The sequence below is a fragment of the Dorea sp. D27 genome (assembly GCF_001185345.1).
In the GTDB taxonomy this organism is placed as follows: domain Bacteria; phylum Bacillota; class Clostridia; order Lachnospirales; family Lachnospiraceae; genus Extibacter.
Genome location: NZ_KQ236743.1, coordinates 585,890 through 602,116 on the forward strand (window position 1 = coordinate 585,890; position 16,227 = coordinate 602,116).

A 16,227-nucleotide genomic window follows, 5' to 3' on the forward strand; every position below is an offset into this window, starting at 1 on the left:
TTATGATATATTTATTAATGTAAATGATTATCAATATCAAAATATCAAAGAAAGGAATCAGATATGCCTGTTGAAGTTGTATCTTATATGCTGACGGTTGCAGATGTGAAAAGGCGGCTGCAGTTCCAGCTCATCCTGCAATGTGCCCCGTTTTTAAAAGGACTTAAGGTTACCTGTATCACGAATGTGGATAAGGGTGTCTGTCAGGAGCTCAGGACGGTGCTTTCCGACACCGGGATAGAATATAGAATACTGGCCGTGAGAAAAGGCAGATGTCTTGTGTTCTTTTTCAGACGGGCAGCCTTTAAGGAGTATCTCAACCGGGAGGATATCAGAGGATTTCTTTCTTTCCATGGTTACGGATGCGCTGGCAGAGAAGCGGATGTAGACGATATCCTGCAGAAGCTTTCCGCCAGAATATGCCGTTACTCGAAGGAAGACATAGCATTTCCACATGAGATAGGCGCTTTCCTGGATTATCCTCTTGAAGATGTAAAGGGATTTATAGATAACGGTGGAAAGAACTGCCTGATTACAGGATACTGGAAAGTGTACGGAGACCCGGAGAAGGCACAGATGATATTTCTTGCCTATGACAAGGCCAAGACAAGTGCTGTGAATGAGTTTCTGGCAGGCAAGCATATCCGGGATATCGCGTGTGCAGCAGGAATCAAAGCAGCAGCGGTGTAAGACAATCTGACGGGAAGGAGCGTGGCATAGATGAGTGTAGTGATTATAGGTGGGAATGAACGGATGGAGCAGCAGTATAAGCAGATCTGCAAACGTCATAAATATAAAGCGAAAGTATTTACGCGGATGTCCGGGAACCTTAAAACGCAGATAGGACAGCCGGATCTGATTATACTGTTCACCTCTACCGTAGCGCATAAGATGGTCCACTGTGCGTTGAAAGAAGCGGAGCGGTACAATATCCGGGTAGAACGCTCCCACAGCAGCAGCGCAAATGCGCTGGACACTGTACTTCAGAACATAAAGCCAGCGTAGCATAGGATTTGAGCTGTAATAGCGTAAACGGCCCAGACAGGTTTCCGCAGCAGGAACCTGTCTTTTTTGTGTCCTTTTATCCTCTGCACAGAAAGATTACAGAAAGGGAGCGCTTATTTTCATGACAGGAGCGAGAAATCATGTTATCATAATGGATAGACTAAGCAGGAGGTATGAGAAATGAGTTATGCAGATAACGTGTTTATAGCTATGTGCAGAGATATCATAGATAACGGTACAGATACAAAAGGAGAGAAAGTGCGCCCGGTGTGGGAAGACGGGACGCCGGCTTTCACCGTCAAAAAGTTTGGCGTTGTCAACAGATACGACCTGTCAAAGGAATTCCCGGCACTTACGCTTCGGAGGACCGCTATTAAAAGCTGCACGGACGAGCTGCTCTGGATATGGCAGAAGAAGTCGAACAATATCCATGACCTGAACAGCCATATATGGGACAGCTGGGCGGATGAAGACGGCTCCATCGGCAAGGCTTACGGATATCAGATGGGCGTCAGGCATCAGTATAAAGAAGGCATGTTCGACCAGATTGACCGCGTCATCTATGATCTGAAGCACAATCCATACAGCCGTAGGATTCTGACGAATCTCTATGTCCATGAAGATCTGCATGAGATGGCGCTGTATCCATGTGCGTACAGCATGACGTTCAATGTGACAAAAGAAAAAGACAGCGACATGCTGACGCTCAACGGAATACTGAACCAGCGCTCCCAGGATGTGCTGGCAGCCAATAACTGGAACGTATGCCAGTATTCTGTGCTTCTCCACATGCTTGCTCAGGTGTGTGGCATGAAAGCAGGAGAGTTCGTCCATGTCATAGCGGACGCGCACATATACGACAGGCATATTCCGCTGATAGAAGAACTGATAGGAAGAGAACCGCTTCCGGCACCTGCATTCTGGCTGAACCCGGAGGTGAAAGACTTCTACGACTTTACACGTGATGACGTGAAGCTGATAGATTACAATACGCACGAACAGATTAAAAATATACCGGTAGCGATATAGGAGGAGACGTATGAATTTGATAGTAGCGGTAGACAAGAACTGGGCGATAGGACTGGGAAACAAACTGCTTGTGAGCATTCCACAGGATATGAAGTTCTTCCGGGAGACGACGAAAGGCAAGGTAGTGGCGATGGGGCGCAAGACGCTGGAGAGCTTTCCAGGCGGGCAGCCTCTGAAGAACAGGGTAAATGTCGTGATGACGACAGACAAAAGTTATGATACGAACGGAATCGTGCTGGTACATTCTCTTGACGAGATGCTGGACGAGCTTAAGAAATATCCGTCCGAGGACATTTATGTCATCGGCGGCGAGGCGATATACCGCCAGCTCCTTCCTTATTGTGACCGGGCATATATTACCCGGATCGACCATGCATATGACGCTGACACATATTTCCCGAACCTGGATGAAGACCCGCAGTGGGAGATGACAAAGACAAGCGAGGAACAGACATATTTCGATTTGGAATATGTATTTACCGTATACGAGAGGAAATCATGAACATTTTAAGCATTACGGCCCAGAAGCCGGAGAGTACAGGCAGCGGCATCTATCTGACAGAGCTTGTGAAGACATTTGCCGCTCAAGGACATAAGCAGGCGGTCATAGCGGGAATCTATGAGGACGACAGTCCCCAGTTTCCGGAAGGTACCACCTTCTATCCGGTCTGTTTTTCAAGTGAAAGGCTGCCGTTCCATATCGCGGGCATGTCCGATGAGATGCCTTACAGAAGTACGCGCTACTGCGACATGACGGACGATATGGCGGAGCAGTTCAGGAAAGCATTTCTGGAAGTGGTTGACAGAGCGGCAGAAGAGTTCCGGCCGGACCTCATACTCTGCCATCACCTGTACCTGCTCACTGCCTGCGTGCGGGAGCATCTTCCGAATCACAGAATCTACGGGTTCTGCCATAATACCGATTTGCGGCAGATGATGAAGAATCCGCTTTGGCGTGATTATATCGCGGAACAGATCCGCGGTCTGGACGCGGTATTTGTGCCGCAGTCCGCCCAGGCGGAAGGGGTGGCTCGGATATATGGGATGGATCCTGGCAAGATACATATATCCGGAACAGGATATAACCACGAGATTTTCCACAGGACGGAGGGCAGGCGCAGAAGAGACGGCGTTCTGCGGCTCGTGTTTGCGGGAAAGATAGCAGAAAAAAAGGGTGTCATGAGTCTGATAAGATGCCTGCGCCATCTGCCTTACGGGAGAGGGGCTCTCATCCTGCGTCTGGCGGGAGGCGCCGGAAATGAAGAGGAATACAGGGAGATAGAACGGCTTGCCGCGGCATCCCCGTACGAGGTGGAATTCTTAGGAAAGCTTCCGCAGGAGGAACTGGCAAAGGTGTATAACGACAGCGATATATTTGTCCTTCCATCCTTTTTTGACGGGCTGCCGTTAACTGTAATAGAGGCACTGGCCTGTGGTGATAAGGTCGTTGTGACAGATTTTCCGGGTATACAGGACTGGCTTGGCAAAGAAGCGCCCGGAGCGCCGGTCTTTTATGTATCCATGCCCCAGATGCATCATACGGACGAAGTGGTGGCAGAATCACTGGATGCATTTGAAAGGGAGCTTGCCGACAAGATTAAGGAATGCGCGGAACTGGCGATGGAAGGCAGAACAGACATCACGCACTTGTCCTGGAAAAATATTTGCGAAAGAATATTGGAAATCAGTTGACATATGTGAGGCAAATCTACTATAATAACATTAATTATCTGAGAAATGCTATGACAAGGAGGAGTACATAATCCCCTGATGCAAAGAGAGAAGATGGCTGGTGGAAATCTTCGTGACGGAATTATGGAAGTAGCCTTTGAGCAGTGAACCGAAAGGACAGCAGAGGGCAGTACGAGTAGACTTCAACGCATTCCCTGCGTTAACGGGGAACAGTATCGGAGATGGGTAATAGATGCATGAGTCTCCTGTATTGGTTGAGTGCAGAGGGCGCGGCTCTCTGAAATTAGGTGGTAACACGGATGTAATATTCGCCCTAAGCCGGACGGCTTAGGGCTTTTCTTTTCGTCCGGGACATGAAGGAGGTAGTTTATGAAAAGAATCAGTGGGAACAAATTATTGGTCAAGGCGCTGAGGGAAGAAGGTGTTGACACCCTGTTCGGATATCCGGGTGCCTGCACGATTGATATCAGCGATGAATTGTATAAACAGGATTATACGAAAGTAATCCTGCCGAGGCAGGAAGTGGCACTCGTCCATGAGGCTGACGCGTATGCCCGTTCTACCGGAAAAGTCGGCGTCTGCCTCGTCACGAGCGGGCCGGGAGCCACGAACCTTGTGACCGGACTTGCGACGGCAAATTATGACAGCGTGCCGCTCGTATGCTTTACGGGACAGGTGGCGCGGCATCTGATTGGCAATGACGCGTTTCAGGAGGTCGATATCGTGGGCATCACGAGGAGCATCACAAAATATGGAATCACCGTGCGTGACAGGGAGGATCTCGGACGTATCATAAAAGAAGCCTTCTATATTGCCCGCACCGGAAGACCGGGACCAGTTCTTGTAGACCTCCCGAAAGACGTGATGGAAGAGCTCGGGCCGGCTGAATACCCGGAAGAAGTGAACATCCGCGGATATAAGCCGAACACGCATGTCCACATCGGACAGCTCAAGCGTGCGATTAAAATGCTTGGCAAGGCAAAACGGCCAATCTTTCTGGCAGGAGGCGGAATCAATATCGCGCGTGCCAACGAAGCGTTCACGGAGCTGGCTGAGAAGACGAATGTTCCGGTTATCACTACGGTTATGGGACGGGGAGCTATCCCTACGAACCATCCACTCTACGTGGGTAATGTAGGGATGCACGGTGCATATGCGGCAAATATGTCTGTAAACGAATGCGACCTTTTATTTTCCATAGGGACACGGTTTAACGACCGCATCACCGGTAAGCTGCATTCCTTTGCGCCGCACGCCCAGATCGTACATATTGATATCGACACGGCTGCCATATCGAGAAACGTACAGGTAGACGTGCCGATTGTGGCGGATGCCAAAGAAGCTGTCGAGAGGATGCTCGAATATGTGTCAGAATGTGACACGCAGGAGTGGCTTGAGGAAGTGAACGAATGGAAAGCCGTGCATCCGATGGCAATGAAGCAGAAACCGGTCATGACGCCTCAGGATATTATAGAGAAGATCAATGAGATGTTCGACGAGGCAATCATAGTGACAGACGTAGGACAGCATCAGATGTTTGCGGCACAGTTCGTAGAGCTGACGGCGAAGAAACGTCTGCTCATGTCAGGGGGGCTCGGAACGATGGGATACGGGCTGCCGGGAGCAATCGGAGCCCAGATCGGCAGCCCGGACACGCCGGTCATCTCCATATCAGGCGACGGCGGCATGCAGATGAACATACAGGAACTGGCCACAGCCGTACTGGAAGAGCTTCCTATCATCTCTTGTATCTTTAACAATAGCAATCTTGGTATGGTCCGGCAGTGGCAGAAGCTTTTTTACGGAAAACGGTATTCCATGACGTGCCTCCGCTCGGGAGCGGCGTGCAGAGGAAAATGCGGAGAAGTGGCATGTCCGGAATATACGCCTGATTTTATTAAGCTTGCAGAGAGCTATGGGGCGAAGGGAATCCGCGTGGCAAAGAAAGAGGAGATAGAGGCTGCATTTGAAGAGGCGAGGAAGAGCACGAAGACACCGACCATCATAGAATTTATCATTGATCCGGAAGATCTTGTATATCCGATGATACAGCCTGGCGGAACATTGGAAGATATGATTCTGGACTGTTAGAAAGGAGTGAGGACGATGAGTAATGGAAATGGAATGAAGAAAAGATGGATATCGTTGTATGTGGAGAACCAGGTAGGGGTTCTCTCGAAGATTTCCGGACTGTTTTCCGGAAAGTCCTACAACATGGACAGTCTTACCGTGGGTACGACGGAAGACCCGACAGTTTCCAGGATGACGATAGCGACGGTCAGTGATGATGAGACGTTTGAACAGATAAAAAAGCAGCTGAACCGGCTTGTAGAGGTGATAAAGGTCATAGATTTTACTGACATATTTGTAAGGATGAAAGAGATTCTGTATGTGAAGGTACGGAAATGTACGCCGGAAGATAAGGTAGAGCTGTTCCAGATAGCGGAGACATTCAAGGCGAAAGTAATCGATTACGGCAAAGACAGCCTGCTTCTGGAGTTCGTCCAGACAGCCACGAAGAATGATGCGGTCATCAAGCTGATGAAAGAGGAGTTCCAGAGCATAGAAGTCGTGCGAGGCGGAAGTGTCGGAATAGAATCCATCAGCATGATGGAGAGGTAGGCGCTTGTTTTTTTAAAAAACAGAGTGCACTCTTGAATTTTGACCTGCACGGTATTATAATTAGAGAAGATAAAACAGAAGTTTTCCAGGACGGAGGAATGAGAACATGGATAAGAAGAATATAGACTGGGCGAATCTGGGATTTGGGTATATCCCGACAGAAAAACGATACGTTTCCAACTACAAAGACGGGGCGTGGGATGAAGGAACGCTGACCTCCGATGCCAATGTAGTTATCAATGAGTGCGCGGGGGTTCTCCAGTATGCGCAGACAATCTTCGAGGGGATGAAGGCGTACACGACAGAAGACGGACATATCGTTACGTTCCGCCCTGACTTGAATGCAAAACGGATGGTTGATTCTGCAAAGCGCCTTGAGATGCCGGCATTTCCGGAAGACAGGTTTGTGGAAGCAGTAAGGCAGGTCGTGGAGGCAAATGCGGCTTATGTTCCGCCTTACGGTTCAGGTGCCACCTTGTATATCAGGCCATATATGTTCGGCTCCAATCCTGTTATCGGTGTAAAGCCTGCAGATGAATACCAGTTCCGGGTATTCTCCACCCCGGTAGGCCCGTACTTCAAAGGCGGGGCTAAGCCGATTACAATCCGCGTGTGCGATTTCGACCGGGCAGCGCCGCACGGGACGGGACACATCAAGGCAGGACTTAACTACGCCATGAGCCTTCATGCTATTATGAGCGCTCATGCAGAAGGGTATGACGAGAACATGTACCTCGACGCGGCGACAAGGACAAAAGTGGAAGAGACCGGCGGAGCCAACTTCATATTCGTGACAAAGGACAACAAGGTCGTAACACCGAAGTCTGATACCATACTTCCTTCCATCACAAGACGCTCCCTCATATACGTGGCAGAGAAGTACCTGGGACTGGAAGCAGAAGAAAGAGAAGTGTACCTCGACGAAGTGAAAGACTTTGCAGAATGCGGTCTCTGCGGTACCGCAGCCGTAATCTCGCCAGTAGGGAAAGTTGTGGACCACGGCAGAGAAATCTGCCTGCCCAGCGGCATGGAAGAGATGGGGCCGATAACAAAGAAGCTGTACGATACACTGACAGGAATCCAGATGGGGCAGATAGCAGCACCCGAAGGATGGATTTGTAAAATATGTTAAATAAATAACGGGGGACGTGATCTTTTTCAAAAAGATCACGTCCCCCGTTATTTATTTAACACGATGGCTCTGTATGATGAGGCGTACGGTCCGGTACAGGAACGGCTTATATTGTTCTATCGGCAGGGGTTCTTCGAACAGTATGGAATTGTAGCAGGTGGATCCTGCGAGTTCTACGATTGTGAACAGCATCACGTCCTCATCTTCGTAGGTATGGGCGTCGCTTTCCAGCAGCATCATGTACTTATCAAAAAATATGGCGTCTGAGCTTTCTCCGGAAAGCAGGGCGGAGCGCAGGGCGCCCATGACGAGGTTCTTCGATATGAAGTTGAGGAGCGCTTTGTTGCCAACCAGCTCATTTACGATATGGTCGATGATGAAGATGAGCTGTTCTTCCAGCCCGCTTATTCCTGCTGCCTCCATAGCAGAACCTGCCTTTGTGAACAGCTCGTGTGTCTTGTGGGCTATGAGCTTGTTCTTGATATCATACTTATCTTTAAAATACAGGTAGAACGTTCCTTTCGCCACACCGGCCTGTTCTACGATATCTGATATGGAAGTGCCGTTGATTCCTTTTGTGACAAATAGTTCGTAGGCAGTGTTGAACAGGGCTTCCTTTTTCTTCTTTTTGTTTTCGTCGATTTTCCCCATAATGATTTCTCCTTGATTCGTATAACTATACAAATGAGACGTCCACATGCACGTTATCCAGTAGTTTCACATAGTATAACAGAAAAATGACCAAAAGTCAAAAATAGTATTGACTAATGGTCATTTTTGGTGTATAGTTTCAACTGAGTTAAATGACTGATGGTCATTATTGTACAGACAGGAGGATGAAAGCAACATGATGGTGAAAATCGGCAAATGGATTGCAAAACATAAGAATATCATCTTGATACTCGGCCTGCTTCTGATTGTCCCGTCTATCATCGGGATGAACATGACGAGAATCAACTATGATGTACTAAGCTATCTTCCAGGCAGCCTTGAGACAGTAAAAGGGCAGGACACCCTGGTAGACGAATTTGGAATGGGTGCCTTTTCCATGGTTATCGTAGAAGGTATGGAAGAAAAAGATGTAGTGGCACTGAAGGAAGAGATGAAAACAGTAGATCATGTGTCGGATGTCATATGGTACGATGACCTCATGGATATCAGCGTCCCGATGGAAATGATTCCGTCCAAGTATGAAAAGGTGTTCAAGAATGGTGATTCTACTATGCTCGTGGCGCTGTTCGACAACACGACTTCTTCAGACGAGACGATGGACGCGGTAACGCAGCTTCGGAAAATAAGCGCAAAGCACTGCTTTGTAAGCGGTATGTCAGGCGTAGTGACGGACATCAAGTCACTGGCACTGAGCGAGATGCCAATCTATGTATTGATTGCAGTCGTACTCTGCCTGATCATTCTGGCACTCACGATGGATTCATGGATTACGCCGTTCATATTTATGCTCAGCATCGGTATCGCCATCCTTTACAATATGGGAACAAACATGTTCCTGTCCGACGTGTCTTATATTACGAAGGCGCTGGCCGCGGTGCTGCAGCTTGGCGTGACGCTGGACTATTCCATCTTCCTGCTGAACAGTTATGAAGAGAATAAAAAACGGTTTCCAGGAGAAAAGAACCGGGCGATGGCCCATGCCATTTCCAACACGTTCAAGTCGGTAGTCGGCAGCTCCGTGACGACAATCGCCGGATTTATAGCGCTCTGCTTTATGACCTTCAAGCTTGGAACGAATATCGGCATCGTCATGTCTAAAGGAGTTGCTATCGGAGTGGTGTGCTGTGTCACACTGCTGCCGGCCATGGTGCTCACCTTTGACAAATGGATTGATAAGACGACGCATAAGCCGATACTGCCGGATCTTGGCAAGCTGTCCGCATTTATCACACGGCACAATAAAGTATGGCTGGCAGCGTTCCTGATACTGCTCATACCGGCAGTCTATGGCAATGCCCACACGGATGTATACTACAATATCGATAAAGGGCTTCCGGATACGTTGAAGAGTTCTGTGGCAAATAAGAAGCTGGAAGAAGATTTCCATATGAATAATGTCTATATGGTCATGCTGAAGAATGACGAGATGGATCAGAAGGAAAAAGCAGAGATGATGGAACAGATAGAAGATGTTGACGGCGTGAAATGGGCAATCGGCATGGAATCTGTAGTCGGCCCCGCTGTCCCGGAGGATTTTATCCCGTCCGGCGTGAAATCGAAGCTGCAAAGTGACAATTATGAGATACAGTTCATCTGTTCGGACTATAAGACTGCCACAGATGAAGTCAATGAACAGGTCAAGTCGATAGACAAGATTGTGAAGAGCTACAACAAGGAGTCTATGGTAATCGGAGAGGCCCCGCTGACAAAGGATCTGACGGTCATTGCAGACAGCGATATGAGAAATGTAAATGTCATATCTATTATTGCCATATTTATCATCATCTGCCTTGTGTTCAAATCCATATCACTACCAGTCATACTTGTCGCGATTATCGAGTTTGCCATCTGCGTCAACATGGCAGTTCCGTTCTATACGGGTACAGAGCTGCCGTTCGTGGCGAGCATCGTCATCGGGACTGTGCAGCTCGGATCCACGGTAGACTACGCCATCCTGATGACGAGCCGGTACCAGAAGGAACGGGGCCGCGGGCGCTCGAAGAAGGATGCCATCAGCCTGGCGCACCAGTCGTCCATGAAATCGATTCTGATCAGCGGCGTCAGCTTCTTTGCCGCTACGTTCGGCGTCGGGCTTTACTCTAAGATAGACATGATAAGCTCGCTCTGCACGCTGCTGTCCAGAGGAGCGATCATCAGTACGGTTGTCGTTATCTGCGTACTGCCGGCGATGTTCATGGTATTTGATAAAGTAATCTGTAAAACAAGCAAAGGATTCTTGCCGGAACAGGCAGAATAATCAGGGAGGTATCTATGATGAGAAAGAGTAGAAAGAATAAAATCATGGCGGGAAGCATGGCTCTTGTGATGGCTGTCTCCATGGCAGGCGTCTCCTGCTGGCACAATATGTCTGCAGCGGAAGTAAAAGCGGCGGACGAGGATGTAGAAACGCTGAAGAAGGCGGCATCGGAAGCACTTGGCGATACAGACACGAAGACAGAAGGCGTGTACAAAGACGAGACCGTGTATGTGAAGGCAGACACGGCAGGAAAGGTGACAGACACGACAGTAAGCGAATGGCTGAAGAATCCGGGCAGCGGCACTTTTGAGGATATGACGGGTCTTAAAGACATCAAAAATGTCAAAGGCGACGAGACATATACCGAGAAGGATAAGGACGGCATCACATGGGATGCGGAGGGGAACGATATCTATTACCAGGGCAGATCGGATGACTCCCTTCCGGTGGACGTCAATATAACATATAAGCTGGATGGTAAGAAAATATCAGCGGAAAAGCTGAAAGGAAAGTCCGGCAAGCTGGAAATCCACATCGATTATAAGAACCATTCCAGACAGACAGTGCAGGTGGACGGCGAGGATGTTGAGATGTACACGCCGTTCACGATGGTGACCGCACTTATGCTGCCAACGGATCAGTATAAGAATGTTACCGTCGACAGTGGCAAGATAGTGTCTGACGCGGATAAAGATATCGTACTCGGCCTCGGATTTCCGGGTCTTACAGAGAATCTGAACCTTCAGGATGTGGATGTTGATATACCGGAAAGCGTAACAATTACCGCAGATGTGAAAAAAGTATCCGTCGGCACGACGATTACGGTCGTGTCAGCCGATCTGCTGGATAAATTCGGACTTAACGATGTCAGTGACTTTGACAGCTTCGGCGACTCTATCGACGAACTGTCCGACGCAGCCAGTCAGCTTAAGGACGGGAGCAGGACGCTTGCGGACGGTGTGGATACGCTAAACAGCAAGACAGGCGACCTGAAAAGCGGTGTCAACGAACTGGCTGACGGTGTGAATGCGTATGCAGGCGGCGTAAGCCAGCTTGCGCAGGGCAGCTCAGAAGTGGCGGCAGGGGCACAGAAGCTGAAAGATGGAGCGGCGCAGGCGCAGCAGGGAATCCATGACGCCAAGACGGGGGCAGATGCGCTGGTCTCGGGATATGACAACCAGAGCACGGGCGCAGTCGTGGCTGCCAATGCGCTGAGCAGCAATCTGAGCGCATTGAGCCAAAAACTTGGAAGCAGCAGTGCTTCCGTAGAGCTGACAGACGCGCAGAAGGCTGAGATAAGTGCTGCCGCCAATGCGATGGCGCAGGCAGCCGCACAAAATATCACTGACGATATGTTTACGGCTATGGGTACGACGAGAGACGCCTATATCCAGAACCTGGCGGCAGCATTTGTGCCCGCCTTGACCGAGAAGATTACGGCCGTAGCACAAAATGCGGCCGCGGCCACAAGCTCTACAATCAAAGGTTCGGTAGACCAGCTGGCAGGAGTGGCGCAGAAGCTTGCGGGCGGGGTAGGCGAACTGAGAAACGGCACCGCCAACCTCCAGAAAGGCCTTGGCCGGCTCAGCGACGGCAGCGCCGACCTTGTAGACGGCACGTCAGACCTGTACGATGGTGCGGCAGCCCTGCAGCAGGGCGCGGCAGCCCTGAATGAAAAGAGCAGCCTGCTTATCACCGGTACGTCAAAGCTCAAGGACGGCAGCAGCCAGATGGGAGCCGGCGTCAGCCAGCTGGCGGACGGAGCCGGTACGCTGGCTGAAGGAATGTCAGAGTTCAAGGCAGATGGTATCGATAAGCTGACAGAAGTGTTCAAAGGCGATATTAAAGGAGTGACTTCCCGGATCAATGCCATGATGACACTCGGACAGAATTACAAATCCTTTGGCGGAATCAGGAACGGCATGGACGGATCCACAAAATTCATCATTGAGACAGAGGCCGTAGAATAGCATTAAGCCTCCTTTCCGGCTTTGAAGTTCCCGGACAGCAGACGAGAGCATTCTCCTGTATAAAAGAGGGTGAGCCGGTGCATGGCCCTTGTGCAGGCGATATAGAGCAGGCTGCGGTCATACTCTGAACAGTAGGTTTCCGTATTGACATGGGGAAGTATGACTTCATCAAATTCCAGTCCTTTCGACATTTTGACAGAAGTGACAGTCACGCCGTTATGAAATCTGCTGCTGTCCGGGGTAACGAGCTGCAGTCTGCAATCCGGGGACAGAGCGTCAAAGAGTGCTTTGGCGCTTTTGTCTGTTTTGAGTATAATTCCAAGGGAAGCATTCTTATCTCTGTTCCATGCATCAATCGCTTTTTGGATTCGTAAAAGCTCATCCTCTCCACTGGGGCAGCCTATTACTTCAGGTGCTTCGCCGTGGCGCAATACCGGCTCAAGTGCGGCAGTATTCCGTATATTTTTTGCGAAATTCATAATTTCGTATGTGGAACGGTAGCTTTTGTTCAGCTCAGTAAACTGCGCACCTTCGTAGAGGGAAAGCAAATCGTCAAGGGAATAGGCATGGTACGGATTGAGCGACTGGCCGAAATCCCCCAGAATCGTCTTAGGGCAAGGGAACAGCATGTTGATTACGGCATACTGGATGGGAGCATAATCCTGCATCTCATCAATGACAAGGTGCTTCGTAATGCTGCTCTGCGTCAGACCTTCAAAGGCTGCATAGAGATAGAGGAAAGGATATACGTCTGCCCACTCCAACGTCTTCTTTGCCGGCATGACAAACAGCTCCGTATGGCCTGCCTTTTTATAGAAGTCCTTATATAGCGCGAGGGGGCTTTTTACCGTGAGCATAGCAGCGAGTGCCTTTAAGACCGCCTGCGGTTTCGGCAGGTCATCCCCCATGATGTTGTCGGACTCGAAACGGTGGCAGATATCCTTGGCCACCAGGGGGAGCCTTTTTTTTCAGGGGATAGCTTCCGTAAGCGATAAAGCGTCTCTGGATCCACTCGCCGGAGACCGAGAAGCGGCCGAAGGTATAGGCTGCAGGCACAAAGATGGTATCAGGCAGCTGTGCTATATAACGGTCCATAAGCGAGACAAACTCCGGGGTAGATTTGTAGCGTACTCGCTTTTCCAAATTCACGTCCTCTGTCTCCGATGGATTCTTTTCCGATTCAAAATCGATAACGCGCTTCAGGTGAATCTCAGCAATTTCTGAAAAACTGAGCGCAAAGACGGGCGCTTCTCCCAGTTCCGGAATTACACCCGATATATAATCACCAAATACCTTGTTCGGAGAGATTATCGCCACATTTTCAGCAGTGAGCCTGTCCCGGAAACGGTAGAGCAGAAAAGCAATCCGATGGAGCGCCACGGAAGTTTTACCTGAGCCGGCAGCGCCTTGTATGATCATGGTCCCCGCATGGCTGCTGCGGATAATCTTATTCTGCTCCTTCTGTATCGTCGTGATGATAGATTTCATCTTCTCATCCGAGGTGCGCGACAGTTCTTTCTGAAGGACATCATCCTGGATGGGGGAGGAGCTTTCCAGGGCATACTCCATCGTGCCGTTTCGGATCTTGAACTGTCTTTTTCTCGTCAGCTCCCCTTCTATCCGCCCGGTCGGGGCGTCATAGCCCGCAGGCCCTGGCTCATAGTCGTAAAACATGCCGGACACAGGCGCGCGCCAGTCATAGATTAAAATTTCATTGTCATGGCGGAAAGTGAAGCGGCCGATATAGATTTTTTCCGGGTTCGTGTTTTTGCAGCTGAAGTCGATTCTTGCAAAGTATGGGGAATCCTTCAGCTTTTCCAGCCTGTCCCGCACCCCCGCGGCGAAAGCCCCGGTATGGTCCGTCTGCTTCAGAAGCAGTTCATTCTGGAACATTTCATGCGGATCAAGCTCTCCTCTGTATTCTGCCATATATCGTTTTGCATCCCGGTATTCCGTGTCGATTCTGGAGACATCGCCGATGGCCTTTGCCAGGGCCGCGTCCAGCTTCTCGTTCATCTCTTCCAGATGTGTCAACTCATCAGGATAAGGGACAGGACCGGCAAGGACGAAACGCTGTGTGGGGTATCCGTATTCTTCCAGCAGCTCACCCTCCGCAAATCCAAGCTCCTTCAGTTCTTTGCGCTGTCCGGTTTCAGCCCGGTCGCCGTCACGGAATGTCGTTATGCTGATTTCCCTCCCCTTCATAAGTTCATGCATGACCTTGTTGAGAAATGCTTTCGGCATCCCCGTCTTTCGGTACAGGGGGTGTGTTCCCATAAAATCTATGCTTCCATTTCCGGGGGAAAAGAGCATGATGCCGGCAGCTGTATTGCCGTCCTTCACAATGAGGGCTTCTTTTCGCCGGATGCTCTTTTTCAGCACTTGTATATATTCCCCTTCATCGAGGTACGGATATCCGTCAACTACGAGTCTTACCAGTTCCATCCAGCATGGGATATCATCTTCGACTGCAAATGTGATATCCCAAGCCGTATCCTCTTTGTTCTCCAGCATCTTATAATTCCCTTCCAGTATATACTTCAGCTGCAGCGGGTAGAACCTTTCAGCTTCCCTGTATCTGTTCGGAGGCTGTTTGTACAGGGCGGTAAATATATCTGTAAATGCCTGCTGGCTCTTATAGCCCGCCGCAAGAGCAATGTCCAGAATCGGCCTGTCTGAAAAGACGAGCAGCTTGGCAGCTTCTGTCAGCCGCCTGCGGACGATATATTCATGGATGGTGATACCGACGGTATCAGTAAATATGTGGTGCAGATGATATTTGGAATAGTGGAGCGCTTTCGCGACAGAGTCTAAATCTGTCTTGCCACTTAGATGTCCTTCCAGATAGTCGATGACAGATTTGACATGTTCAATATGTTTCATAGGCATAATTCGTATCCTCCTTCCAGATATTTATTATACAATCTAACCGACTGGTCTGTTTCATTTTTCTTGCGGTTTGCCGTGGTTTTATTTTCCACCCAGGGACAAAGGGAGGCGTACCGCTGTCTGAAACACTACTTTATAAAATGCCGGACGCGTGATATACTTATATACGTATGGACTAAGGAGGAAAAACATGGAAGCATATACAAGCTTTGCTCATGTCTATGATACGTTTATGGACAATGTTCCATATGAAGAATGGACGGAGTATATAGTGGGAATCTTAAGAGAATATGGGATAGATGACGGACTTGTGCTGGAGCTGGGCTGTGGCACGGGCAGCATGACGGAGCGTCTGGCGGGGCAGGGCTATGATATGATCGGGGCCGACAGCTCGGAGGACATGCTTCAGATTGCCATGGACAAGCGTTCCTCGAGTGGTCATTCCATCCTCTATCTGCTGCAGGATATGCGGGAATTTGAGCTGTACGGAACAGTGCGCGCAGTCGTAAGCGTCTGCGATTCTGTCAATTATGTCACAGACCCGGAGGATCTGCTGGAAGTGTTCCGGCTCGTCAATAATTATCTGGATCCCCACGGCATTTTTATCTTTGACTTTAATACAGAATATAAATACCGGGAGATACTCGGCAGCCAGGTCATAGCGGAAGACAGGGAAGAATGCAGCTTCATCTGGGACAACTATTATGACAGCGGGCAGCAGATCAACGAGTACGAACTGACATTTTTTGTCCGGGATGAAGAGCATGAGCCACTGTACCGGAAATACCAGGAAACACATTACCAGAAAGGGTATACGCTCGAGCAGATACAGTCGCTGCTGAGGAGGGCGGGACTGGTCTATCTGGCAGCTTATGACGCGTACACGAAAGACGCGCCGCTTTGTTCGAGCGAACGGATATGCGTCATAGCCCAGGAACAGGGAAAATAAAGGAAAGGAA

General features: G+C 49.5%; 12 protein-coding genes, 2 pseudogenes and 1 other annotated feature. Of the genes and pseudogenes, 11 read left to right on the plus strand and 3 right to left on the minus strand.

The window, feature by feature from the left end:
• The first annotated feature begins 63 nt into the window (after positions 1-63).
• From HMPREF0980_RS02795 to HMPREF0980_RS02830, 8 genes are all read left to right on the plus strand, one after another.
• Positions 64-690 (plus strand): DUF3793 family protein, encoded by a 627-nt coding sequence (locus tag HMPREF0980_RS02795; protein ID WP_049727607.1) that lies wholly within the window; start codon positions 64-66, stop codon positions 688-690.
• 30 nt (positions 691-720) lie between these two features.
• Positions 721-1,005: a DUF2325 domain-containing protein gene (locus HMPREF0980_RS02800; protein ID WP_049727608.1), complete on the plus strand. Its 285-nt coding sequence runs from the start codon at positions 721-723 to the stop codon at positions 1,003-1,005.
• A gap of 180 nt (positions 1,006-1,185) precedes the next feature.
• On the plus strand, positions 1,186-2,034 hold the full coding sequence (thyA, locus tag HMPREF0980_RS02805; RefSeq protein ID WP_049727609.1) for a thymidylate synthase: 849 nt from the start codon (positions 1,186-1,188) through the stop codon (positions 2,032-2,034).
• A 10-nt stretch (positions 2,035-2,044) separates the two neighbouring features.
• Complete coding sequence (locus tag HMPREF0980_RS02810) at positions 2,045-2,536, plus strand: dihydrofolate reductase (RefSeq protein ID WP_049727610.1); 492 nt, start codon at positions 2,045-2,047, stop codon at positions 2,534-2,536.
• Positions 2,533-3,726, plus strand: a complete 1,194-nt coding sequence (locus HMPREF0980_RS02815; protein WP_049727611.1) for a glycosyltransferase family 4 protein — start codon at positions 2,533-2,535, stop codon at positions 3,724-3,726. Before HMPREF0980_RS02810 ends, HMPREF0980_RS02815 begins: the two co-directional genes overlap by 4 nt.
• 41 nt (positions 3,727-3,767) lie before the next feature.
• Positions 3,768-4,045: a binding site (T-box leader), on the plus strand.
• 50 nt (positions 4,046-4,095) lie between these two features.
• A complete protein-coding gene (gene ilvB / locus HMPREF0980_RS02820) occupies positions 4,096-5,817 on the plus strand; it encodes a biosynthetic-type acetolactate synthase large subunit (RefSeq protein ID WP_049727612.1) in 1,722 nt (573 codons plus the stop codon).
• 15 nt (positions 5,818-5,832) lie between these two features.
• On the plus strand, positions 5,833-6,348 hold the full coding sequence (ilvN, locus tag HMPREF0980_RS02825; RefSeq protein WP_049727613.1) for an acetolactate synthase small subunit: 516 nt from the start codon (positions 5,833-5,835) through the stop codon (positions 6,346-6,348).
• Positions 6,349-6,454: 106 nt separating this feature from the next.
• A complete protein-coding gene (locus HMPREF0980_RS02830; protein WP_049727614.1) occupies positions 6,455-7,480 on the plus strand; it encodes a branched-chain amino acid aminotransferase in 1,026 nt (341 codons plus the stop codon).
• Between the two features lie 51 nt (positions 7,481-7,531).
• Here HMPREF0980_RS02830 and HMPREF0980_RS02835 read toward each other — a convergent pair whose 3' ends face one another.
• Positions 7,532-8,131 (minus strand): TetR/AcrR family transcriptional regulator, encoded by a 600-nt coding sequence (locus HMPREF0980_RS02835; protein ID WP_049727615.1) that lies wholly within the window; start codon positions 8,129-8,131, stop codon positions 7,532-7,534.
• Positions 8,132-8,330: 199 nt separating this feature from the next.
• On the opposite strand from HMPREF0980_RS02835, the gene HMPREF0980_RS02840 reads away from it, so the two are divergent.
• Together HMPREF0980_RS02840 and HMPREF0980_RS02845 are read left to right on the plus strand one after the other, a co-directional pair.
• Positions 8,331-10,409: an efflux RND transporter permease subunit gene (locus HMPREF0980_RS02840; RefSeq protein WP_049728304.1), complete on the plus strand. Its 2,079-nt coding sequence runs from the start codon at positions 8,331-8,333 to the stop codon at positions 10,407-10,409.
• A 17-nt stretch (positions 10,410-10,426) separates the two neighbouring features.
• Positions 10,427-12,379 (plus strand): methyl-accepting chemotaxis protein, encoded by a 1,953-nt coding sequence (locus HMPREF0980_RS02845; RefSeq protein ID WP_049727616.1) that lies wholly within the window; start codon positions 10,427-10,429, stop codon positions 12,377-12,379.
• Positions 12,380-12,381: 2 nt separating this feature from the next.
• On the opposite strand, the pseudogene HMPREF0980_RS19875 reads toward HMPREF0980_RS02845, so the two are convergent.
• Both HMPREF0980_RS19875 and HMPREF0980_RS19880 read right to left on the minus strand, forming a co-directional pair.
• Positions 12,382-14,395 (minus strand): annotated as a pseudogene (locus HMPREF0980_RS19875) (HelD family protein).
• Between the two features lie 45 nt (positions 14,396-14,440).
• Positions 14,441-15,262: pseudogene (locus tag HMPREF0980_RS19880) on the minus strand (helix-turn-helix transcriptional regulator); the annotation flags it as partial.
• Positions 15,263-15,458: 196 nt separating this feature from the next.
• On the opposite strand from HMPREF0980_RS19880, the gene HMPREF0980_RS02855 reads away from it, so the two are divergent.
• Positions 15,459-16,217: a class I SAM-dependent DNA methyltransferase gene (locus tag HMPREF0980_RS02855; protein WP_049727617.1), complete on the plus strand. Its 759-nt coding sequence runs from the start codon at positions 15,459-15,461 to the stop codon at positions 16,215-16,217.
• Positions 16,218-16,227 lie beyond the last annotated feature (10 nt).